25 protein-coding genes are annotated in these 20,274 nt (G+C 68.5%); 14 read left to right on the top strand and 11 right to left on the bottom strand.

The annotated features are described in order from the left end of the window. Positions 1–33: 33 nt before the first annotated feature. Complete coding sequence (locus ACZ5K7_RS32325) at positions 34–336, bottom strand: hypothetical protein (protein ID WP_351694109.1); 303 nt, start codon at positions 334–336, stop codon at positions 34–36. Between the two features lie 579 nt (positions 337–915). On the opposite strand from ACZ5K7_RS32325, the gene ACZ5K7_RS32320 reads away from it, so the two are divergent. Next, positions 916–1,113, top strand: coding sequence for a hypothetical protein (locus ACZ5K7_RS32320; RefSeq protein ID WP_468918797.1), 198 nt, complete (start codon positions 916–918; stop codon positions 1,111–1,113). Positions 1,114–1,161: 48 nt separating this feature from the next. Here ACZ5K7_RS32320 and ACZ5K7_RS32315 read toward each other — a convergent pair whose 3' ends face one another. The 8 genes from ACZ5K7_RS32315 to ACZ5K7_RS32280 form a co-directional block, all read right to left on the bottom strand. Next, the gene (locus ACZ5K7_RS32315) at positions 1,162–1,818 is read right to left on the bottom strand and encodes a hypothetical protein (protein ID WP_468918795.1); all 657 of its coding nucleotides are present in this window, start codon (positions 1,816–1,818) and stop codon (positions 1,162–1,164) included. Positions 1,819–1,913: 95 nt separating this feature from the next. Beyond that, positions 1,914–2,591 (bottom strand): hypothetical protein, encoded by a 678-nt coding sequence (locus ACZ5K7_RS32310; RefSeq protein WP_468918793.1) that lies wholly within the window; start codon positions 2,589–2,591, stop codon positions 1,914–1,916. 30 nt (positions 2,592–2,621) lie between these two features. After that, positions 2,622–3,287: a hypothetical protein gene (locus tag ACZ5K7_RS32305; protein ID WP_468918790.1), complete on the bottom strand. Its 666-nt coding sequence runs from the start codon at positions 3,285–3,287 to the stop codon at positions 2,622–2,624. 24 nt (positions 3,288–3,311) lie between these two features. Further along, complete coding sequence (locus ACZ5K7_RS32300) at positions 3,312–4,655, bottom strand: putative T7SS-secreted protein (RefSeq protein WP_468918787.1); 1,344 nt, start codon at positions 4,653–4,655, stop codon at positions 3,312–3,314. Next, complete coding sequence (locus ACZ5K7_RS32295) at positions 4,652–4,969, bottom strand: hypothetical protein (RefSeq protein ID WP_450972818.1); 318 nt, start codon at positions 4,967–4,969, stop codon at positions 4,652–4,654. The genes ACZ5K7_RS32300 and ACZ5K7_RS32295 overlap by 4 nt, the downstream gene beginning before the upstream one ends. A 258-nt stretch (positions 4,970–5,227) precedes the next feature. After that, complete coding sequence (locus ACZ5K7_RS32290) at positions 5,228–5,929, bottom strand: hypothetical protein (RefSeq protein WP_468918784.1); 702 nt, start codon at positions 5,927–5,929, stop codon at positions 5,228–5,230. An 18-nt stretch (positions 5,930–5,947) separates the two neighbouring features. Then, the gene (locus tag ACZ5K7_RS32285) at positions 5,948–6,823 is read right to left on the bottom strand and encodes a hypothetical protein (RefSeq protein ID WP_468918781.1); all 876 of its coding nucleotides are present in this window, start codon (positions 6,821–6,823) and stop codon (positions 5,948–5,950) included. 155 nt (positions 6,824–6,978) lie between these two features. Then, the gene (locus ACZ5K7_RS32280) at positions 6,979–7,623 is read right to left on the bottom strand and encodes a hypothetical protein (protein ID WP_468918779.1); all 645 of its coding nucleotides are present in this window, start codon (positions 7,621–7,623) and stop codon (positions 6,979–6,981) included. A gap of 325 nt (positions 7,624–7,948) precedes the next feature. Here ACZ5K7_RS32280 and ACZ5K7_RS32275 point away from each other — a divergent pair, with 325 nt between their 5' ends. The 7 genes from ACZ5K7_RS32275 to ACZ5K7_RS32245 all read left to right on the top strand — a co-directional run bounded on the left by ACZ5K7_RS32275 (position 7,949) and on the right by ACZ5K7_RS32245 (position 13,306). After that, positions 7,949–8,233, top strand: coding sequence for a hypothetical protein (locus ACZ5K7_RS32275; protein WP_468918777.1), 285 nt, complete (start codon positions 7,949–7,951; stop codon positions 8,231–8,233). After that, the gene (locus ACZ5K7_RS32270; RefSeq protein WP_468918774.1) at positions 8,230–9,633 is read left to right on the top strand and encodes a hypothetical protein; all 1,404 of its coding nucleotides are present in this window, start codon (positions 8,230–8,232) and stop codon (positions 9,631–9,633) included. Before ACZ5K7_RS32275 ends, ACZ5K7_RS32270 begins: the two co-directional genes overlap by 4 nt. A 35-nt stretch (positions 9,634–9,668) precedes the next feature. Continuing rightward, positions 9,669–10,514, top strand: coding sequence for a hypothetical protein (locus tag ACZ5K7_RS32265; protein ID WP_468918771.1), 846 nt, complete (start codon positions 9,669–9,671; stop codon positions 10,512–10,514). Next, entirely contained in the window at positions 10,511–11,176 is a 666-nt protein-coding gene (locus ACZ5K7_RS32260) for a hypothetical protein (RefSeq protein WP_468918769.1), read from the top strand. Before ACZ5K7_RS32265 ends, ACZ5K7_RS32260 begins: the two co-directional genes overlap by 4 nt. Further along, a complete protein-coding gene (locus ACZ5K7_RS32255; RefSeq protein WP_468918766.1) occupies positions 11,176–11,772 on the top strand; it encodes a hypothetical protein in 597 nt (198 codons plus the stop codon). The genes ACZ5K7_RS32260 and ACZ5K7_RS32255 overlap by 1 nt, the downstream gene beginning before the upstream one ends. 266 nt (positions 11,773–12,038) lie before the next feature. Continuing rightward, positions 12,039–12,848, top strand: a complete 810-nt coding sequence (locus ACZ5K7_RS32250) for a hypothetical protein (RefSeq protein WP_468918763.1) — start codon at positions 12,039–12,041, stop codon at positions 12,846–12,848. Next, positions 12,845–13,306 (top strand): hypothetical protein, encoded by a 462-nt coding sequence (locus tag ACZ5K7_RS32245; RefSeq protein WP_468918761.1) that lies wholly within the window; start codon positions 12,845–12,847, stop codon positions 13,304–13,306. Before ACZ5K7_RS32250 ends, ACZ5K7_RS32245 begins: the two co-directional genes overlap by 4 nt. Here the strand turns inward: ACZ5K7_RS32245 and ACZ5K7_RS32240 are convergent. Both ACZ5K7_RS32240 and ACZ5K7_RS32235 read right to left on the bottom strand, forming a co-directional pair. Next, positions 13,296–13,862 (bottom strand): hypothetical protein, encoded by a 567-nt coding sequence (locus tag ACZ5K7_RS32240; RefSeq protein ID WP_468918758.1) that lies wholly within the window; start codon positions 13,860–13,862, stop codon positions 13,296–13,298. The genes ACZ5K7_RS32245 and ACZ5K7_RS32240 overlap by 11 nt on opposite strands. A gap of 18 nt (positions 13,863–13,880) precedes the next feature. Further along, positions 13,881–14,552: a hypothetical protein gene (locus ACZ5K7_RS32235; protein ID WP_468918755.1), complete on the bottom strand. Its 672-nt coding sequence runs from the start codon at positions 14,550–14,552 to the stop codon at positions 13,881–13,883. A gap of 589 nt (positions 14,553–15,141) precedes the next feature. On the opposite strand from ACZ5K7_RS32235, the gene ACZ5K7_RS32230 reads away from it, so the two are divergent. The 6 genes from ACZ5K7_RS32230 to ACZ5K7_RS32205 all read left to right on the top strand — a co-directional run bounded on the left by ACZ5K7_RS32230 (position 15,142) and on the right by ACZ5K7_RS32205 (position 20,248). After that, positions 15,142–15,858 carry a hypothetical protein gene (locus tag ACZ5K7_RS32230; RefSeq protein ID WP_468918752.1) on the top strand — a complete coding sequence of 239 codons (717 nt, stop codon included), beginning with the start codon at positions 15,142–15,144 and terminating at the stop codon, positions 15,856–15,858. A 17-nt stretch (positions 15,859–15,875) separates the two neighbouring features. After that, positions 15,876–16,715 carry a hypothetical protein gene (locus ACZ5K7_RS32225; RefSeq protein ID WP_351694080.1) on the top strand — a complete coding sequence of 280 codons (840 nt, stop codon included), beginning with the start codon at positions 15,876–15,878 and terminating at the stop codon, positions 16,713–16,715. Next, a complete protein-coding gene (locus tag ACZ5K7_RS32220) occupies positions 16,712–18,019 on the top strand; it encodes a CpaF family protein (protein WP_468918749.1) in 1,308 nt (435 codons plus the stop codon). Before ACZ5K7_RS32225 ends, ACZ5K7_RS32220 begins: the two co-directional genes overlap by 4 nt. 30 nt (positions 18,020–18,049) lie before the next feature. Next, positions 18,050–19,006 (top strand): type II secretion system F family protein, encoded by a 957-nt coding sequence (locus tag ACZ5K7_RS32215; protein WP_468918868.1) that lies wholly within the window; start codon positions 18,050–18,052, stop codon positions 19,004–19,006. After that, the gene (locus ACZ5K7_RS32210) at positions 19,003–19,923 is read left to right on the top strand and encodes a type II secretion system F family protein (RefSeq protein WP_468918746.1); all 921 of its coding nucleotides are present in this window, start codon (positions 19,003–19,005) and stop codon (positions 19,921–19,923) included. The genes ACZ5K7_RS32215 and ACZ5K7_RS32210 overlap by 4 nt, the downstream gene beginning before the upstream one ends. A gap of 73 nt (positions 19,924–19,996) precedes the next feature. Beyond that, a complete protein-coding gene (locus tag ACZ5K7_RS32205) occupies positions 19,997–20,248 on the top strand; it encodes a hypothetical protein (protein WP_468918865.1) in 252 nt (83 codons plus the stop codon). Positions 20,249–20,274: the final 26 nt, after the last annotated feature.

Genomic DNA, 20,274 nt, shown 5'->3' with positions numbered 1-20,274 from the left:
ATGTGGGGGAAGGCAGGCCGTTGCCCAGCCACGTCACTTGCCCTTCTGCTTCGGGGCCTTGAGGGACTCGGCCAGGTCCAGGTCCAGCTTGCCGAAGCTCTCGCCGATCTTGTTGATCATCTTCACGGCACCGTGAGTGTGCTTGCCGAGCTGCTTGATGCCGTAGCTCCAGTCGTCGGCGAAGTCCTGCACGTCTTCGACGAGTTGCCGCTCGCCGACAGCCGAGGCGTCCGCGCTGCGGAGCGTGCGCCGGGTCGTCTCCATGCGGTCGCTGATGGACGAGAAGGTCTTCTTCAGGTCCTGGAAGATCGTGTCTTCAAGGCGTAGGTCACTCATGTCGGATTCCGGTCTCTTCCGTAGGGCGGCGGGCAGGTAGCTCCGTGTGCCGCCCGGTGGTGATCAGCGGTTGACGGCTTGGACTTCCTGGACGGTGACATCCTGCGCGGTCCCGCAGGAGCCGCCGGGCAGGTCACCGCAGGCGCTCCCGGCCCTTGTCCAGGAGATCTTTCTGATCGTCGTCCGAAGCTTGAACGTGCAGTCACCGGAGGAGCGCAGATCCGTCGCCGTCGTTCCCGTAGGCGGTCCACCGCGCTGCCGTGGTGACGACGAGCGCGGCAGCGACTGGAAATGGGTGCCGCTTCACCATCAAATCCCCCGTGAGACAGAAGTTCGTCAAGGACACAAACGGTATCTGTGGGGTTCTCGATTCGCCAGCGTGAACTTCCTTGCCAACGGGGGCAATACGCAGTGAACCGGACACGGCATGACTGGTCCGTCCCACGAGGCGGCCGGGGCAGGACCGGCCGCAATGCGAGGGGAGATGCCGACGTGGGCAAAGGCTTCTTGAACAAGGCCGAGGAAGCGTACGGGCAGCCGGACAACCGGCAGGTCGAGCAGGCCAAGGGCTGATCGCCAGTGATCTCGCGCAAGGGTGCACCGAACATCAGGGGCCTGGGCAAGCTCCGCTACGTCGTCGAGCAGACCTTCTCGCTCCTGCAGCACTTCAAGCGCCTGGCGGTGCGCTGGGAACGACGCCTCGACCTGCACGACGCCTTCGTCTCCCTTGCCTGCGGCCTCAACTGCTGGAGACGCCTCAAGAAGACCCGCCCGTGATCGTGACGCGGGCCTACGTACCCAGCCCGCGAGCCCGGCACCGAATCCTCAGGCGGGGCGATCATCCAGCCTGACCGCCCAAAGCGATTCGTCGTAGCCGCCGGAAGCGTCCAGGCCGAACTCCGCCTCCCCCAACGCCTCAGCACCCGATTCGTCGTAGAGGACCACGGACAAAGGCGGGTTGAGGAGAAGCTTCTGGCGGCGGATGTCCGCAAGGCTCCTGTCCTGGCAGAGGACAATTCGACCGATGCCATCCCGCAGGGCGAAGTCGGCCCAGATACGGGGTAGGGAGACTTTGGCGGAGTACGAGATGATCGATCCGCTCCCGCCATCCCTGTGAAGCCGCCCACAGTTGCCACAGACGTACAGCGACGAGAACGACGCTTCCACGGCACGCTGCCGCTCCTGTGTGGCGAGATCGGCAAGAGCAGGCCATGCGATCTGGTCGAAGAGCTCATCAGGGACGAGGCGGAACTGCTGACCCGGGTTGTGGGAACCGCTGAAGATGTTGCCGCACTCGCACTTGAAGCCACCCATGTTCCTCCCTCTTCGAAGCGTTTCTACCAGGCCGGCACCGGGTTCGGCATGGAAGCCTTCCCGTGGCCAGTTCGGCAGCAACGGCTCGACCAGCGCCCACAGGTCATGGCCCACGATCACAGCAGGCTGCCCACCGCCCGCCAGTGGACACAACACCACGTACGTCACGGCCGAGCAGCCACGCTCGACGAGATCGTGTTACGAGCTCATAGGAGAGTGCAGCGCGCCGGGTCCCTGTCCGTCGTGCGCCCGGCGCCCTTCCTTCATTGCTCTTTCTGCCCTTCGCCCAAAGGCGATTCGAAGCTGGTGAGTTCCGCGATGCTGTGGAGGATCGCGCGGTATTGGACGCGTCGTTCCACCGCGGTGGTGCTCAGTGTGAGAACCGCCATGCGCTTGTGGTCCGGGTGGGGAAGGTAGGCGTAGATCTGGAGCAGTGGGGTGGGCGGAAGTCCGGACTCGGGGGAGGGGGTGCGCACGGTCTCACCCATGGATGCCGGTCCGCCGGGCAGGTCCAGGTACTCGACATGGGCATGGTGTTCGGCTGTCGCCACCGCCCGCGCCGCGCTCACCGACCGTGGAGCCCAGGCGATGTCCCGCCATGACACGGTGAAGAGGGAGTGCAGAGTCCCGCCGCTGCCTTCCGCGATGTCGTCGCGGTGGACGCCCAGAGCGCAGTGCACGGTGCCCACTTCCCGCAGAGCGCGGAGGAGCTGCTGTCCCGATGCCAGTTGAGCGATGAACTGCTGCCTGGTGACTCCGTCGGGGATGGCCTCGACCAGGGGGGACAGCGTCTGACGGAGCCGGTCCGCCTCGGCGGAAGCGGGACTGGCGAGGAGAACGTCGATGGGTAGCTCCGTGAAACCGCCAGGCACGGCGAACCAGATTCCGGCGTTCGGGTCACTGGCCGAATCGTCGATGATGAGATTGGGTGCTGTGTCCATGTTCTTCGAAGGTTTCGTCGGTGTCGGAATTCAGGGACGGGCGGGCACAATGCCGGCCCGACGACCGCGTTCGACGTCCTCGGCGGTGGCACCCCAGTCGGCGACGCCGCGAAGTCCTCCGTCCGACCCGGTCTGCTGACGAAGGAAACGGAAGCGGCGCGGCATCGACCCGTCGGACGCGGGCGCGGCCAGCACCCCGATGAAACGGGGGTCGCCGGCCAACCACACCTCGCCGATCTGTGCCTTGAGCTCCGATGCCGCACGGGGTGACATACGGCGGCTCCACCAGCCGACTCCCCAGTGCCGGCCGAACACCATGGGCAGCGCTTCCTCCGGCCGGGCCGGGTTCGGGAACTCGAACCAGCCGAACTGCCTGCCGACGACATCGGTCCGCTTGGTGAGGCCGTACCGCACTTCGTGGGACAGCTGCCACGGGTACACCTGGAGGACCCGACGCATCCGGAAGACAGCGGAGAGGACGAAGAACTGCAGGAAGGCCCGGTAGAAGCTGTAGATCAGGAACGGCACGACGACGATCGCGTATCCGGGCCCCAGGATCACCGCCAGAACGGCCAGCAGGGCGAACCACAGCGCGATCCAGGCGAGGAGAGCCAGTACGTTCATCACCAGCTGCTTGCCCCAGGCGCGCCGGGTCGGAGGGTGCTCCCAGGCTGTGGGATGGTCCGCGGGGTTCATATGGGCTCTCTCTTGCTCTTCGATTCAGAACACATGCCGTGCGAGGTCGATCAAGGCACCGCCGTCCAGGACGCTTCGCACACCGTCGACTCCGGTGCCACTGTCCTTGGCGCCGTCATTGTCCAGGGCGTCCCAAGCGCTGGACACCAGTCCGTACCCTGCGGTCACGGCACCGAGCGAAGCCGAGGTGATCTCCACGATCTCACCGGCCCGCGCCGAGTCCCGCGCTCCACGCACCACGAGGTCCAACGCGGGATTTCCGAGGCCCGTGATCGCCTTGGCGTGCGTCAGCGTTTCACTCCCGAACGTGGTCAGCACCTTCCCGAGGGTGACCGCCTCCTCGCCGGCTCGCAGGGCGTTCACCGCTCCACGGGCGCCCAGGCCCACGGCGCCCACACCCGGAACGGCGCCTAGAACGTCGCCACCGAGGCTGACCACATTGCCCCAGAAGTCGGAGTCGAACTCCCCGTTGGTGAAGCCGTCCTTCAGGGAGGCGAGCACCTCGGAGTCACTCAGCCGCATGGTGAGAGCGGTCGCGCTCAGCGCGGCGGCCGTGAGCAGCAGGACGGCCGCGGCCACACCGCCGGTCGCCACGAACAGCGCCACCAGGCCGATGACACCCGCGGTGAAACTCAGGATGTCGGGCAGGTTTTCGGTGAACCAGTCGCCGAATTCCTCCAGCCAGCCGGGTTCGTGCGGTGCCAGTTTCTGTGTGGCTTCGCGGATCTTTCCGGCGCGGTAGCGCGCCTTTTCCTCGTGTTCTTCGGCGAGCTTCTTCGCGCGACCGATGATCTTGTCGAGCTCGGACTGGGCCGTTTCCACTGCGGTGTTGGCATGAGTCAGGGACTTCTGGGCCTTGTCGTGCTCGCTTCCCTTGCCTTTGAGGCCGGGGTCGTTCTTGGCCTTCGACGCGTTCCCCTGCGCCGCGTCCAGGGCGTCCTGCGCGTCGTTGGCCTCCTGCTCAAGCTTCTTGGCCCGGCGCTGGAACTCCTCGAGCTCGCCCTCCCAGCTGTTGAGCTGGCGAGCGGCTTTGCGAATGGAGTGGGCCGCGTTCTTCAGATTGAGCGGGAGGGGGCCTCCTTCGATCTGCTCACGGAAGGCCACGGCAGCGTCCCCCTCCCAGTAGCTGCCGTCCATCAGCTTGGTGACGAGCCCATGCGACTCTTCCAGGACCTTGGCGCAGTTGCCGAGCTTTGTGTAGAGGTCGTGGACGGTGTCGGTGTCACCCGGAGTCGGGTTGAAGCCCAGGTGCGGATAGTTCGGGTTCGGGATGGGCGGAGAGGATTTCAGGCCCTGGGGCAGGTTGCCGTCCCGAGTGGCTGGGGAGTTGGCGTACGGCGGCTGTTCGAGGCCCGGCGTGTACGTCACTTCTTCCCCTCTGCGCCGCTGCTCTTTGACTTCTTCAAGGCCTCTTCCAGGGCCTTGTCGACCTCTTCGTAACTCTTCTTGCTCTCACCGATGATCTTGGCGAGGTCCTCGGTCTGCTTGCCGATCTCCTCGGTCCCGTACTTCCAGTCGTCCTGGAAGTCCTCGCAGGCCGAGTCCAGGTCGTCCGTGCCCAGCCCCGTGACGGTGGCATCGCTCAGGGCTTTGCGCAGCCCCTTCAGCGAACTACTTGACTTGTTGAGGAGTTTCATGAAATGGGCGAGTTCGCCGCCGTCCACGACCAGCCGGTCAGCCATGCGCCGATTCCCCTCCGCGCCCAGAGTTGACGGCGGCCGACTGCCTGGCGCTCAGCGCGCTCGCGGCGTGTGCTTCGCTGCAACGCGCGTGCGGCAGCGTTCGGCGGCGCTTCAAGAGTGGACTCCCCCGCGAGTCAGAAGTTCGTCAAGAGATACCAACGTTATCTTCAAGAACTTCGCTTCGCCAGCGCGAACGTTCCAGCGGGTACAGGCATTGCTTGGCCCGTGGGGCAGTTCGAAGGGGGAATCGCGTCGTGCTCAATCAGCAGATGTACGTCGGTGGCTACCCGGCCGGGGCTGTTGCATCACGTGCGTGTGCACCTCACTCCGCCTCTCCTCGGTGACGACCGTGAGCCACGATCCGTCGCTGAACCGGATACGCAGCAGGTCGCTCGTGTGCAGCCCGGCGAGGGGATCCTCCACGACCGCTTCGGTGGCCGGAATGTCGGCGACGACCCGAAGTCGTTCTTCCTGTCGTACGGACACGCGCTTGGGCGGGGCGGCGAGGACGATGCGGTCCTGGGTCAGGGCGAGGACGCGGGTGTGGTGCGACGAGTGGCCGTACCAGCGGAGCAGGAACTGGCCGGCCGCTTTGTTCCAGTCGCCGTCGAAGACCTGGTCGAGGCCGTGGGCGCGGACGGCGGCCTTCCCCTCCTTGGCCTCGCGTGCCTTGGCTCGCGCCCTGGCGCGTTCCGACGCCGAGGCACCCAGCCACTCCTCAGCGTCCGCAACCTTCGAGAGAAGGAAGAAGAGGAGCATCAGTGGGGAGAGGAGCCCGGAGAGGACCATGCCGAGCGCACCCAGCGGCCTGATGAGCGCGGGCCTGAGCGGTCCGTCCCCGGCCGCCCGGTGCACGTCCTTCGGAGGCGTGGGGATTCTGCCGATCCTGCACCAGGCGGCACACTCGGCGGGGACACCGAGACGGCTCTGTATGCGTCCGGCGAGGCTTTTCCTGTCCATGATTGGAGATGTATCCCGTCAGCGGTTCACGGCTTGGGCTTCCTGGACCTTGATGTCCTGGGTCGTTCCGAAGGTGCCGTCCGGCAGGTCGCCGCCCGCACCCCCGGTTCCCGACCAGTTGATCTGCCAGGTGATGGTCGCCTTCAGGTGGTAGGCGCCGTCGCCGGACGAGCGCAGGTACTTAATGCCGCAGGGCGGTGTCTGATCGGCCTTGCCCTTGGCGTACTGCTCACCGATCGAGCCGTCGGAGTTCAGGGTGCACACGCCGGAAGCAGGATAGGTCTCGGCGTCGCTGGTGCCCGGCTCGAGTTTCAGGGAGATCGGCTTGGCCGTGGTCGTCGCCTGGATGTTGAGGCCGCCGACATTGAGTGACGCGGTGACCGAGACCACCTTGAAGTCGGCCTTGTCCAGCCAGGCCCAGGTGGCGAGGTTGACCTTGGTGATGTTCGCGGGGGCGTGGGCGACCTTGGTGTCGGGAAGCTGAATCGCGTCGTAGGCGGCCTCGGCCAGGATCTTCGGGGTGACGGCTTGAGGGACTCGGGGGGCGTCGTTGTTCGCCACCCAGAAGGGGAGGTCGCTGCATTCCCAACTGGCCGGGTCGTCCAGGCGGTCGGGATTCTGGACCGCGACCCACCAGTTCCCATCGTCAGCCTTGTCCTCGTTGTAGTTCTTGTACTTGCCGTCCTTGTAGATGCCACGGAACTCGCCGACCGCGGCCTTGGCGTAATTGGCCTGGCCGGGAGTGTTGATCGTGTCCGTGTACATCGTCTCGACGTAGTTCTTGAACTCCGCGACCGAGCAGGGCTCGTACCAGCACGCGGGCGGGGTCCAGTCGGTGACGGGCTGCACGGCGGTACCGCTGCCGCTCGAGCGCACCGAACCGGAATAGGTCACCCTGGAAACGAGCGTGCCGGCGTTGGAGCTACCGCTCTGCTTGGTGCTGCCCTGAGAGCCTTTACTCGGCGGCCAGGTCGCGGACGCCGTTCCCGGGACGGTGAGAACAAGAACTCCTGAGAGCAGCCCCGCCACGATGTATCGGCTGTTGGGTGTCACGGCGTGCACGACTTGCTACCCCTCTGCGAAGTGAGCTTTGTCGTCGGCCATACGCCTTGCTTGTTCTTTTCGATGCGTGTCGTGTAGATGACGTATGAATCGTCGTTTACCGGCGTCTTGATGATCTTGCCTGACTTGCGAACCTTCGCGAAGGCCTTGCTCTGGTCCTCGCAGTACACGACTCCCGCCGACGCCGAGTCGAATACATCGATCTTGGCGTTGTAGTAGCGGTTGGTGCCGGTGATCGAGTAACCGTCCTTCGTGATGGACTCGACCCAGTCCTTGGCGTCCGCCAGTGCGCCGCCGCTGTAGTAGAAGCTGAGCGTCGGCAGTTCGGGATTGCCTTGTGTGATGGCGTAGTTGGTCGCGTTGATCCGCTGGGCGACGTCCTCGAGGACCGCGTCCTTGGTTGAGTCTCCGGTCTTCCAGCTTTCGAAGGTGTCGGTCAGATCACTCGGCAGCGTGATCTTGGGCCTGTCGGCCGTGTTGCCGGCACTTGGCGAGGCCGACGCCTTCGTGTCGCCGCTGTCGGCGCCGGCGATCTTGTCGGTGGCTTTCGAATCCCCGCCGCCGCAAGCCGTTAGTAGCAAGGCTGCGGAGGCGGCGAGCGCGGCAGTGACGGGCAGGGTGCGGCGCTTCACTGTGGACTCCCCGTGAGAATGAAGTTCGTCAAGAGTGTGAACGCTATCGGTGGGGTGCGCGGTTTCGCTACGGCGAACGTCTCAGCAAGCTCCTGCCACCAGAGCGTGGTGTGGTGGTCGGCCGGGCCAGTTGTGGGGGGCGTGTGGATGTGGAGTGGGGACGGTGCGGTCCCGCCGGGCGACACCCCTCCTTTGAGCTCCCTTTGCGGTCCATTGGTTGTGACCCCGAAAACCCTCGACCCACAGTGACCCTGGCCGTCTGCGTCCTGCGGGGCGGCCGGGTACGCGCGTATTCACGGGGGTAGTAGTGGCGGATCACGTCAAGGTGTCCACAAGCGAGTTGCGGGAGATCAGCCGGTCGGTCGCGAAGTTGAAGTCCAGTTTTGAGCATGCGAAGGATCTCGTCGACTCGTACGGCTCCGAGATCGGGTCCGGTGAGGTGGCCGGTGCGCTGGGTGACTTCGCCGACGACTGGAAGAAGAAGCGCAAGCAGCTCTGCGACGGGCTGGAGTTTCTCGGGAAGACCGCGGGCGAGGCGGCCAAGGCCTACGACGGGGTCGATCAGCATCTCGCCGACGCGTTGCTCAAGGCTGGGTCGGGGGACAAGTGAGCGATCACGACTTCTCCGGCGTCGACTGGCAGACGGCTCGGTACGACGACAAGGAGTTCGCGCCCGGGGATCCGTACGAGGTCGCCCGGCTCGGCAAGCGGATCTCCGACACCGCCAGGCTGATCGAGGAGCAGGCCGGCAAGCTGAACAACCTCGTCGACGGGAACGGGTGGGACTCCGACGCGGGCAGGGAGTTCACCAAGAAGACCGGGGAGACCGTCAAGCTGCTCGGTCAGTCGCATCAGCGGTATGCGGCGGCCGGGGCGGCCCTCGGTTCCTCCGTGCCGTACGAGCCCATCGCCGACACCGTCCGGGAGAACTGGGCCACCGCCCTCAACCACGCCCAGAACCGGGTCCGTTCGGCGCTGAAGAAAGCCGCCGCGGCCGATGCCGACAGTAGCAACTACCAGAAGCAGATCGACCAGCATCCGTCCAGTGACGACAACCATCCCGACAAGCAGAAGCTGAAGCGGCAGAAAGAGGCCTCCGACGGAGAGCTCGACGCCGCCAAGCGGGAGCTTCGGGCCGCGCTCGACTACCGGGACACGCAGGCCGGGTATGCCGCCAGGGCGATACGGGACGCCATCGACCACGACGGGCTGAAGGATCCCAAGCACCACTGGTGGGACAACTGGAAGGACTGGGTTGCCACCATCGGCCACTGGGCGGGGGTGGTCGCAGGCGCGTTGTGCCTGCTGTCCCTCGTCATCGGCTGGATTCCCGTCATCGGCCCCTTGATCATTGCGGTGGCCCTGGTCGCGTCCGTGGTCGCCCTCGTCTGCGACACCGTCTCCGCCCTGGACGGCAAGGGAACCTGGTTGGACGTCGCCATCGACGTGGTCGGTGTGCTGTCGTTCGGGGCCGGGCGGATCCTGGGGACGACGGCCAAGGAGGCGGCCCTCGCGGCTCGTGGCTCGTCGGCGGCGAAAGACGTTCTGGCCGCGCGTGAGCTGGGCGCGAGCAAGGAGTTCGCGGCCGAGATCGCCGAGACGCTCTCGGGGGTCAAACCCGGAAAGATCGGTGAGGCGCTGGCGAAGGGACCGACGAGTCTGCTGCCCAGGATGCGGTCGGTCGTCAGGGAATCCTTCGACATCAAGTCCTACTTCACCGCTATCGGCAAGAACGAGGACCTGGCCAATGGCATCGTCCGTGAGGGCAAGCTGCCCAAGCTGCGGATGCTCTCCGACTCCGAGTTCAAGGGTATGGCCCGTTCCGCCAACCGCCTCTACTGGGCGAGCCAGGTCGGGCCGACGGTCGCCGGCGTCCTGAATCTGTCGCCCGCGACGGGCTTGGAGAAGTACGCCGAGGCCGACCTGTTCAGCAGCATCAAGAAGGGCGTACCCGGTCTCGGCGCCAACGGAATCCCCTTCTACAACGGACATCTGACCGTCCAGGGCTGACGTCCGGGGCTGACGAGAGAACGAGGGCACAGCACGTGGCACGACAAGGTGACGACGACAGCGTCGACGAGCAGTTCGCACGGCTTCCGCCGACCGCGCAGACCGCGCTCGAGGAGAATGGGCTCGGTCTGCCCCAGCTGCGCCGGATGGCGCAGGAGGAGGGCGGCGAGCGGCGGGTGCGGCTCATCCTCTCCGAGTTCTCGCCGTCCCCTCCCGATCCGGTCGGGTGGTGGGAGTACGGCGGCGACATCGACGGACTGCGCCGCGGGCCCGTGTGGCCCTGGCTGCGGCTGCTCCTGGTGGCTGTCGCCAGCGTCGCCCTCTGTCTTCTCACCACGTACTGGATCAACCGCCAGGCGCTGTTCGTCGGCGTGGCCCTCGCCGTCCCCGTGGCCTGGGCCGCGTTCAGGACTCGATGGTCGCGTGGCGGGTTCGTGGCCCTGAGCCTGGTCGGGGCCGCGTACGCCGTCCTGGTCTGGACGGGCTCCTATGCCGCCGACGAGTGGTACCTGCAACTTCGCGGCCAGGAGGCCACGGTCACTTATGAGAAGCCCGAGAACGTGGGGTCGCACGGGGTCACGACTCTGGCCTGCCGGGTCAAACTGCCCGACGGATCTGTCCGCCAGGCGTTTGAGAACGACAAGTGGTGCACGGACGAGGTCATGATCGGCACCAAACGGACCGCGGTGATCGACCCGTCAGATCACTACCGGCCGTTCCTGGGGCACAAGTCCGACATCGGCGGCACTGTTTCCGGCTACCTCTGCCTGGGGGCCGCCGCCGTTCTCGTTCTCGCTCCGCTGTCCGCCGCCGTCATGAGCCGCGCGAACGAGGTGCGGGGCAGACGGGGCGGCCGGGCAAAGGGAACGGCAGACGTATGACCGACACTCAACCGGCCCCTGCCACCCCCGTCCCACCCCCCTCCGACTACCGCCTGGCCGTCCCCGACGGCTGGGAGCGGATCGTGCTGGACAGCCCGGAGCGCTGGACCCACCGCATCGACAAGCTGGTCAAGCGGAGGCTGCGGCGGACGCAGGCCACGCCGCAGCTGGAGGCCGCGCTGGCGGAGCGGATGCGGACACAGGCCGAGGCCGCGCAGGCCAACGGTGGCGTGGAGATGTACGTCGTCGACCAGGTCCTCGGCCAGGTCCCGGTCTCCGCCGGTCTGGTCGTGACGGTGCTGCGGCCGGCACCCGGCACCGAACCCGGCGACCTCGGCGACATCGCCCGCTCCCTCGCCCTCCGCGCCGACGCCAAAGACGCCGATGACGCCGGTGGCGCAGGCATCGACGACGTCACCCTCGTCGACCTCCCCGCCGGCCCCGCCGTACGCCACCGCTACCTCCGCCGGCCCGCCGCCGACGACCCCGACGGCAACAGGCTCGTCCTCGCCCACCTGGACGTCTACCTCGCCGTCCCGAACAGCGGCCAGCGGCTGCTGCTCTCCTTCTCGACGCCGACGGCACCGCCGCTGGAGCCGCTGGTGGAGGCCCTGGTCACGCTGTTCGACTCCGTCGCCCGAACCCTGCAATGGATGGCCTGATGCCCGAGTTCGCCGCCGCCACCGTTCGTCTGCGGACGCCGGAGGACGCCGTCGCGCTGCCCGTGCGCACGTCCGTCGAACTGGGCGCCTGGGCGGAGGAGGCCGCCCGGCGGCTCGTCGGCCCCGACGACGGCGACCCGAAGCTGCTCCGCGCCCTCGCCGCCGAACTCCGCGAGGCCGCCGCCGACTCCCGCGGGCGCGGACCCGTCACCGCGCTGTCGTACGTCCCCGAGCCGCGGCTCGGGGAACTGGCCCGTGTCGAACTGTCCGCGCTGGTCGCCGACGACACGTACCCGACCCTGACCGTCGACCTCCTGCAGCGGTATCTCGCCGCTCCCACCGCCGACTCCTACCGTCCGCCCGAGGCCGAGCTCCGTACCCTGCCCGCCGGGCCCGCGGTACGCGTCCGGCACGCGTACGTCCGGGACGTCGGCCGGGACGGGCTGGGGACGATCATGGAGACGTGCGCGTACGGCATCCGGGCCGACGAGACGTGGGGGCTCGTGCTGCTGACGTCCTGGCAGGCGCCGGCCCACACGGACACCCTGTGCGAGCTGACCGACGAGCTGGCCAAGACCGTCCGGGTCACGTCCTAGCCGCGTCGCTCCACCGGGTCAGGCCAACGCCCGCCAGGACGGCAGCCAGGACGGCAGCCATGTGCTGCCGCTCCTGGCCGGCTGGTCGAACCTGGCACACATGCACCCCGGCGAGCCGTGGGGCACCGGGCCGAACCACCTCCAGGGGGCGAAGGAGATCCCGGGCATCGGGGCCGGCGGCACACCGTTCTACGACTGGCACTGGAGTACCAGCGGCCGACCCGGTCGGCTGTCAGGTACCCCAGAGCGGAGAGAGCAAGGATCACGTGGCGAGCGAGGACGAGCGGTCCGTCGACGAACTGTTCGCGGAACTGCCGGAGAAATGGCAACGGGCGCTGGAAGAGGCGGGCTTGGGGCTGCCGGAGCTGCGCCGTGTCGCGGCCGGCCCGGACGGCATGCGGCGGGTACGCACCGTCCTCGCGGAGTTCTCCGAGCCCACCTCCGAGGGCCGGCCGGCACGGTTCGGGTACGGCGGTGGGACTTCGGTGTGGCCGTGGGCCCGGCTGCTCCTGGTGGCCGCCGCGTCGGTCGCCGTCTGTCTGCTCTCCAGCCTGTTCATCGGCAAGGCGGCGGCGTTCGTCGGCCTGCTGCTCGGGCTGCCGGTGTTCTGGGTGGCCTTCAGGACCCGTGACTCCCGCGGGGCCCCCGTCGCCCGGTATGTCACCGCGGCCGCCTATCTCGTGCTGGTCCTGGTCGGCTCGTACTTCGCCAACGCCTGGTATTTGCAGCTGCGCGGGGTGGAACAGACGGTCACCATCGCCGCCCCGACCCATCAGTGGACGCACGGGACCCGTGAGACGTACTGCCGGGTCCGGCTGCGGGACGGGTCCGTCCACGAGGTGATCGACAACAAGGAGGACTGTGCCGACCGCGTCGGGCGGACGACCACGGCCGTCGTCGACCCGGCAGGTCACTACAAGCCCTCCCTCGGCACCAAGTCCGGCATCGGCGGCGTTCTCGAGGGCTACGTCTGCCTGGGCGCCGCCGCGGTGCTCGTGCTGGCACCGGTGACGGTCGTCGTCATGGGACGGCGCGGGCGGTACGGCCAGGCGATCGAGGCAGGGGCAGCGGGATGAACGGCGAGACGGCCAGGTCGGCAGATGCGGCCAGTTCGGCCGCCGCGGACTCCCGCGAGCGCGGCCCGATCACGGCGTTGTCGTACGTCCCCGAGCCGCGCCTCGGCGCACTCGCCCGGATCGAGCTGTCCGGGCTGGTCGCCGACGACACGTACCCGGCCATGACCGTCGGCCTGCTCCAGGGCTATCTCGCCGCCCCCACCCCGGTCTCCTACCGTCCGCCCGAGGCGGAGCTCCGTACGCTTCCCGCGGGCCTGGCGGTGCGGGTACGGCACGCGTACGTCCAGGACGTCGGCCAGGACGGACTGGGGACGGTCATGGAGACGTGCGCGTACGGTATTCGGGCCGACGAGACGTGGGGGCTCGTCCTGCTCACGTCCTGGCGGGCGTTGGCCCACACCGACGCCCTGTGCGAGCTGACCGACGAGCTGGCCAAGACCGTCCGGGTCACGTCCTAGCCGCGTCGCTCCGCCGGGTCAGGATCACCGTCAGCCACACCAGCACTACGACCGTGGCGAGCGTCGAGAAGATTCCCACCGCCCACAGCCAGGGGTAGTGGCCGAAGACCCAACTCGGTGGTCCCGAGCGGTGTTTGCTCTTGCCGCTGTCCACCGCGTTGAAGGCCAGGGACAGGAAGGGCACGAGCGGGGCCGCCGCCAGGACGGCGAGCATGGTGGAGCCCAGGGCGCGGGCCGGGTGGGCCTTCCAGGACTTGCGGTCCGTGCCGCCCATCGCCCGGAGGAAGAGGGCGAAGAGGAGCGGGGCGGCCACGCCAAGGCACACCGCGAAGGCATACGCCCCGCCCGGCCAGTTCCGTGCCGCCCACCGCCAGGTGCCGTCGCCCCACAGCGCGTCGATCGCCGCCAGCAGGACGATTGCGCCCACGATCAGAAGGAAGACCAGGCACCCGAACAGGCCGTCCCTGCTCTTCTTCTCCTTCTTCTTGCCGGCCCCCCGGACCCGCAACGCGGCCGGAGCGGCCCTCGGGCGCCTGGGCTTGGCCGATCCGCCCACGGTGTACCTCCCTCTCGGTCAGCCGGCGGTCAGATGACGAAGCAGGGCGTCGCCCTCCGAGGACGTCAGACGGCACCAGGAGCCGTCCGTGAAGGTGATCCTGAAGTCCCGCTGGCCGACGCTGAACGGGCGTCGTTCGACCGAGGCGACCGTGCTCAGGTCTGTCTCCCAGAGGACCTCCTCCCAGGGCTCCCTGGGGTCCTTCAGCCCACCGAGCACCAGCAACCGGCGGTCGGTCACGACCAGGTGTGTGACGTCGGTGTCGGGGCGGCGGGCCGGGTCGAGTTCCCAGGGGAGGGTGCGGGCGGTCGTGCCGGGGGCGGCCCACAGCACCGGGAAGTCCGTCTCCTCGTTCTCGGGGTCCTCGCTCCTGCGCAGGGAGTTCGGGCCACCGGGGCCGCCGTTCGGCCCATTGCCTCCGGAGACCATGGTCAGGACGAAGAGCCCGAGGAGGAACACGGCCGTCAGCACGGCCCAGACGATGGGACCCACCCGCGACACGAGCCGGTACGTCGGACCGGTCGGCCAACCATCCAACTCACCCTGGATGTCCCGTCGTTCGGGGTCACGGAACCAGCGCCGCCCCTTCACCCGGTCGGCCGCACCGGTCGCGTAGGACACCGTGGCGCGCGCCACGAGTTCCTCCCCCGCAGGGGGCTTCCACTGATGGCGGTACGACGGCTCGATCACGGCCTGGCACCCTCCCCGTCATTCATGCCGGCGAACCTTCACCCGGCCGGCTGATCCTATTCGGACCGCTCCGCCGGCAACCGCCGCGGCCCCCACGACAGTTCGGGCACCGCCGCCACGACCGGCAGGGCCGTGACCGCCATCACGCGCAGGGCCGGCCCGGCCTGGCCCGGCACCCGCCAGGCAAAAATCATGGCATGTGTCGGTCAAACCGACGTGAGTGATTCGTGCAGGCCTCATGGGTGCGTGGTGAGGGCTCGTGGCGTGGAGGGCGTGCGAGCAGGGCGTTCGGGATTCGCCGGCGCACAGCTCGACTCGTGTCCGCGGCCCCCTACTCCCAACTGGCCCAATGGCCACCCTCGTTGCAGATCGCAACGACGATTTCAGTGAGGTCAAGGAGTCCGTCCGCGCCTTGAGGGGCTTATGTGCGGCTGATACGGTGCGATCGCTTGACACTCACCCCGCGGCGGAGTAATCCCCCGATTCGGGGTGATTCGTGTGGAGTGTCCGCTTTCGCGGTGTGGAAAGCGTTGACGGCATTTCAGAGTTCTTGACAGACAAAGTCTTGGCTTTAACGGGGAGCGGTTGCGTGAAGATCCAGGAGCGTACGGGGGCGGGCGCCGGTCGTTCCGCCGGTCCGGCTCAGCCTTCGGTCGGTGACCGGCTTCCCACCGCACCGCGCGAGCGCAAGCCCGCCCTGGCCGCGCTCGCCGTGCTGCTGATCCTGCTCGGCGCGCTGGGTGCGACGACGCTCGTGCTGCAGGCCGGCAAGCGGATCGAGGTCATAAAGATCACGCAGGAGATTCCGGCCGGCTCGTCCGTGACCGGGAGCAACGTGACCTCCGTCATGGTCGCCGACGACTCCAGCATCCACTACGTCAGGTGGTCCCAGCTGGAGAGCCTGAAGAAACTGAAGGCCGTCAGCACCATCCCGGCCGGTGTCGTCGCCGTCGGTGAGATGTTCGGCAGCGGCAGCAAGCTTCCCGCCGGAAAGTCCACCGTCGGCCTGGCCCTCAAGGAGGGGCAGTACCCGTCCGGTATCGAGATCGGTGACACCGTCGCCGCCTACCGCGTCACCGGCTCCTCGTCTGCCGGCGGTTCGTCCTCCTCCGCCGGCACCGACTCGCTGATCACGGGCAACGCCAAGGTCAGCGCCGTACCGAGCGACAAGAGCAGCTCGGACCTGGTCAGCAGCACCAACTACGCCATCACGCTCACCGTCGACAGCGACAAGGCCGCCGACCTGGCCGACGCCGCGTCCAACGGCGAGGTCGCCCTCGTCCTCGTACCCGGCAACGGCAACTAGAAGGCGGCCCCCACCCCATGGCGCTCATCGCAATCGCCGCCGACAAGGGTTCCCCCGGCGTCACCACCGCGGCCGTCGCTCTGGCCGCGGTCTGGCCGCGCCGGGTCCTGCTCGCCGAGGCCGACCCGGCCGGCGGGGACCTGGTCTACCGCAGTGCCGCCGCGCACGGCGGGCCGCTCAACCCCAACACCGGCATGCTCTCCATCGCCGCCACCGCCCGGCGCGGGCTCGTGCCCGACCAACTCTGGGACCACGTGCAGCCGTTGAGCGGGGGCCTCGAAGTCCTCGTCGGGCTCGGTATCGCCGAGCACGCCGCCGGTCTCGCCGGACTCTGGCCCACCCTCGGGCACGCCTTCGCCTCCCTCGCCGACTCCCCGAACGCCCCCGCCGACGTCATCGCCGACTGCGGCCGGATCAGCGGCGACACCCCCGCCGTGGAACTCCTCCCGCACGCCGCGCTCGTCCTGCTGGTCTCGCGCACCGAGCCCGAGGCCCTCGCCCGCGTCCGGGACCGTGCCGCCGCGCTCGCCCAGAAGCTGCACGGCGGCCCGCGCGGTGCCGCCGCGCTCGCGACCCCGCTGATCGGGGTCGTCCTGATCGCCGACCCGGCCGGCTCCGGCAAGCTGGTCAACCAGGTCAACGACATGCTCGTACACGCCCAGACCGGTGCCCGGGTGGTCGGCACCATCGCCGACGACCCCGCCGGCGCCGACCAGTTGGCCGGCCGCAAGCGCGGGCGCCTCGACAAGTCCCTGCTCATCCGCTCGGCCCGCAAGGTCACCGCCGACCTCCACCAGCAGTACGGCGCCGCCTGGTCCGTACCGACGCAGGCGCCCCATGCGGGGGCCGGCCGATGACGGCTGTCGACCACCAGTTGGTCAAGCGGTTCCGGCAGGACGCCGGCGACCGGATCGCCGAGCAGCGCCGCCAAGACCAGGTGTCCGGCGTCACGCCGATGTCCACCGAGGACGAACGGCAGTACGCCCGCGCGGTCATAGCCCAGATCCTGGAGGAGAACGCCCGTTCGGAGATCAACGCCGGGCGCACCCCGCTGGACGCGGAGACCGAGGAGCAGTACGCGGCCGCCGTGCACGCGGCGCTCTTCGGGGTGGGGCGGCTGCAGCCGCTGCTGGACGATCCCGAGGTCGAGAACATCGACATCAACGGGTGCGACCAGGTGTTCGTCGGGTACAGCGACGGGCGGGAGGCCAAAGGGGAACCCGTCGCGGAGACGGACGAGGAGCTCGTCGAGCTCATCCAGGTGCTCGGCGCCTACTCCGGTCTCTCCTCCCGGCCCTTCGACTCCGCCAACCCGCAGCTCGACCTCCGCCTCCCCGACGGCTCCCGGCTCTCGGCCGTCATGGACGTCACCCGGCGGCCCGCGCTGTCCATCCGCCGCGCCCGCATGGGCAAGGTCTTCATCTCCGACCTGGTCGGCAACGGCACGCTGACGCCCGAGGTCGCGCACTTCATGGCCTGCGCCGTGCGCGCCCGCAAGAACATCATGATCGCGGGGGCGACCAACGCCGGAAAGACGACGCTGCTGCGCGCCCTCGCCAACGAGATCCCGCCGCACGAGCGGCTCATCACCGTCGAGCGCGCGCTGGAGCTCGGCCTGGACACCTTCCACGACCTGCACCCGAACGTCGTCGCGTTCGAGGAGCGGCTGCCCAACTCCGAGGGCCAGGGCACTATTTCCATGGCCGAACTGGTCCGCCGTTCCCTCCGTATGAACCCGTCCCGGGTCATCGTCGGTGAGGTCCTCGGCGACGAGATCGTCACCATGCTCAACGCGATGTCGCAGGGCAACGACGGGTCCCTCTCCACGATCCACGCGAACAGCTCCAGCGAAGTGTTCAACCGCATCTCGACCTACGCCCTCCAGGCCTCCGAGCGACTGCCCATCGAGGCCAGCCAGATGCTGATCGCGGGCGCGGTGAACTTCGTCGTCTTCATCCAGCGGCGCAACAACTACCAGACCGGCGGCCGCCTCCAGCGCATGGTCACCTCGGTCCGTGAGGTCAACGGCGTGGACGGTCGGGTGCTGTCCAGCGAGGTGTTCGCGGAGGCCCACGACGGCCGGGTCGTACCGCACGCGCCCATAGCCTGCCTGGAGGACCTGATGGCCTACGGCTACCAGCCGCACGGGGCGTGGGGGTGACGTGACATGAACCTGGGTTCCCTGGGCTCCATGGGCGGGCTCTTCTCCGTCCCGGTCCTCTCCGCGCTCGCCTGCGGTGTCGCCGTCGGCGGCGGGCTCGCGCTGCTGATCCTGGCGATCCGCGGCCTGCCCGCCAAGCCCGACCACGAGAAGCAGAAGGCCAACGAACGGGCCGCCGAGCTCATCCGGTTCGCCGGTCAGCGCGGTTCCCTCGCGGCCATCGTCGGCCTCGCCGTGCTGCTGCTGACCCGCTGGGCGGTGGCCGGTGTCGCCGCCGGCGTCCTGGTCTTCTTCTGGGACAAGCTGTTCGGCGGCGCCGGCGAGGAACGGGCCGCGATGAAGCGCGTGGAGGCGCTCGCCTCCTGGACCGAGTCGCTGCGCGACACCATCGCCGGCGCGGTCGGCCTGGAGCAGGCCATCCCGGCCTCCGCCCGCGCCGCCGCACCGATCCTGCGGCCGCACCTCGACGCCCTCGTCGACCGGCTGCGCGCCCGCACCCCGCTGCCCGACGCGCTCCAGCACCTCGCCGACGAGATCAACGACGCCTCGGCCGACATCATCGTGGCGGCGCTCATCCTCAACGCCCGCCTCCGCGGCCCCGGACTGCGCCAGGTCCTCGGCGCGCTCGCCAAGTCGGCCCGCGAAGAGGTCGACATGCGGCAGCGCGTGATGGCCCAGCGGGCGTCCACGCGGCGCTCGGTGCAGATCGTCGTCGCCGTGTCGGTCGCGTTCGTCCTCGGCCTCGCCGTCTTCAACCGTGACTTCGTGGAGCCGTACGGCACCGCCGTCGGCCAGCTGGTCCTCGCCCTGGTCTGCGCGCTGTTCGCGCTCGGCTTCTGGTGGCTGCGCAAGCTGTCCACCATCGAGACCCCGGAACGGTTCCTGGTCCGTGACCAGTCCTCCGTCCAGTTCGTACGACCGCCCCGCACCGCGGCCGGGCAGCCCGGTCAGCAGCAGCTGCCCACCGAGGAAGGGGTACGCCGATGAACCTCACGATGCCGATCCTCGTCGGCGTGACCCTCGGACTGGGCGTCTACGCCCTGATCCGCGCCCTGATGCCGTCAAAGCGCAGCGCCGTCGCCCAGGTCGCCCGGATCGACGCGATGCGGGCCCGCGGCGCGGCCTACGAGTCGGCGCGGCAGACCCAGGACACCGGCCGCTTCGGCTCGCTGCGCGCCGAAGTCGGTGAGCGAGTTGCCGAGTTCTACCGGCAGCAGGGCTGGGAACAGCGCTCGCTCCGAGCCGACCTCGCCGTGCTGGACCGCAGCTGGGAGAAGTTCCTGGCGACCAAGGCGCTGCTCGCCGCCGCCGGCCTGATCTTCGGGCCGTTCTTGTTCGCCGTCGCCTACACGATGGGCTTCGGCCACAACCCGGTCATCCCGGTCTGGCTGGCCCTGGCCTGCGCGGCTCTGTTCTTCTTCCTGCCCGACCTGGAGGTACGACGGGACGCGGCCGAGAAGCGCCGGGACCTCAGGCGGGTCATCGGGGCCTACCTCGACCTGGTGTCGATGAGCCTCGCCGGTGGCCGGGGTCTTCCCGAGGCGCTGATGGCGGCCGCGGAGATCTCCGATGGCTGGGCCAACGTGCGCATCCGCAACGCCCTGTCCGACGCCCGGATCACCGGCGTCAGCCAGTGGCAGGCCCTCGGCGCGCTCGGCGAGGAGCTGGGTGTCGAGGAGCTGAAGGACCTGTCGGCCTCGCTGGCCCTGGTCGCGGACGACGGCGCCAAGGTCCGTGAGTCCCTCGCTTCCCGTGCCGAGACCATGCGCCACCGCGAACTCGCCGAGATCGAGGGCAGCGCGGGCGAGAAGTCCCAGTCGATGCTCGTCGCCCAGCTGCTGCTGTGCGCCGGCTTCCTGGTTTTCCTGATCTTCCCGGCGGCGATGCGGGTGTTCCAGGTGTGAGCTGTTCCAGAAACCTTCGACAACTGCTGATTCGATCAACGTAACGGGAGAACTCACCATGAACGAACGGAACATGACCGGGCGGAACTTCAGCACCGGTATCCCGGCGATGGACTTCCTCGTCACCTTTCTCCAGGGCCGGGTGCAGCGCGCCCGCTCCGGCGAACTCGACCGCGGTGCCTCCGCCGTCGAGTGGGTCATCATCTCCGCGGTCGTTGTGTCGATCGTCGGTGTGGTGGCCTTCATCATCAGTAACGCGCTGCAGACCGGCGCCAACAAGGTCGGTACCTGCATTGCGGGCACGACCGACAGCAAGACCTGCTGACCAGGCGCACGACGGAGACGAAACGG

The sequence above is a fragment of the Streptomyces sp. NPDC031497 genome, from assembly GCF_055580905.1.
The sequence above is the reverse complement of the archived record's forward strand: the minus strand, read 5'-3'. Positions and strand labels throughout refer to the sequence as shown.

Bases quoted from the DNA above. Each gene is read 5' to 3' on its own strand.
- ACZ5K7_RS32325 (WP_351694109.1), bottom strand. From the start codon at position 336: ATGAGTGACCTACGCCTTGAAGACACGATCTTCCAGGACCTGAAGAAG.
- ACZ5K7_RS32305 (WP_468918790.1), bottom strand. From the start codon at position 3,287: ATGAACCCCGCGGACCATCCCACAGCCTGGGAGCACCCTCCGACCCGG.
- ACZ5K7_RS32220 (WP_468918749.1), top strand. From the start codon at position 16,712: ATGACGGCTGTCGACCACCAGTTGGTCAAGCGGTTCCGGCAGGACGCC.
- ACZ5K7_RS32210 (WP_468918746.1), top strand. From the start codon at position 19,003: ATGAACCTCACGATGCCGATCCTCGTCGGCGTGACCCTCGGACTGGGC.
- ACZ5K7_RS32260 (WP_468918769.1), top strand. From the start codon at position 10,511: ATGACCGACACTCAACCGGCCCCTGCCACCCCCGTCCCACCCCCCTCC.
- ACZ5K7_RS32205 (WP_468918865.1), top strand. From the start codon at position 19,997: ATGACCGGGCGGAACTTCAGCACCGGTATCCCGGCGATGGACTTCCTC.
- ACZ5K7_RS32215 (WP_468918868.1), top strand. From the start codon at position 18,050: ATGGGCGGGCTCTTCTCCGTCCCGGTCCTCTCCGCGCTCGCCTGCGGT.
- ACZ5K7_RS32245 (WP_468918761.1), top strand. From the start codon at position 12,845: ATGAACGGCGAGACGGCCAGGTCGGCAGATGCGGCCAGTTCGGCCGCC.
- ACZ5K7_RS32225 (WP_351694080.1), top strand. From the start codon at position 15,876: ATGGCGCTCATCGCAATCGCCGCCGACAAGGGTTCCCCCGGCGTCACC.
- ACZ5K7_RS32310 (WP_468918793.1), bottom strand. From the start codon at position 2,591: ATGGACACAGCACCCAATCTCATCATCGACGATTCGGCCAGTGACCCG.
- ACZ5K7_RS32255 (WP_468918766.1), top strand. From the start codon at position 11,176: ATGCCCGAGTTCGCCGCCGCCACCGTTCGTCTGCGGACGCCGGAGGAC.
- ACZ5K7_RS32290 (WP_468918784.1), bottom strand. From the start codon at position 5,929: ATGGACAGGAAAAGCCTCGCCGGACGCATACAGAGCCGTCTCGGTGTC.
- ACZ5K7_RS32295 (WP_450972818.1), bottom strand. From the start codon at position 4,969: ATGGCTGACCGGCTGGTCGTGGACGGCGGCGAACTCGCCCATTTCATG.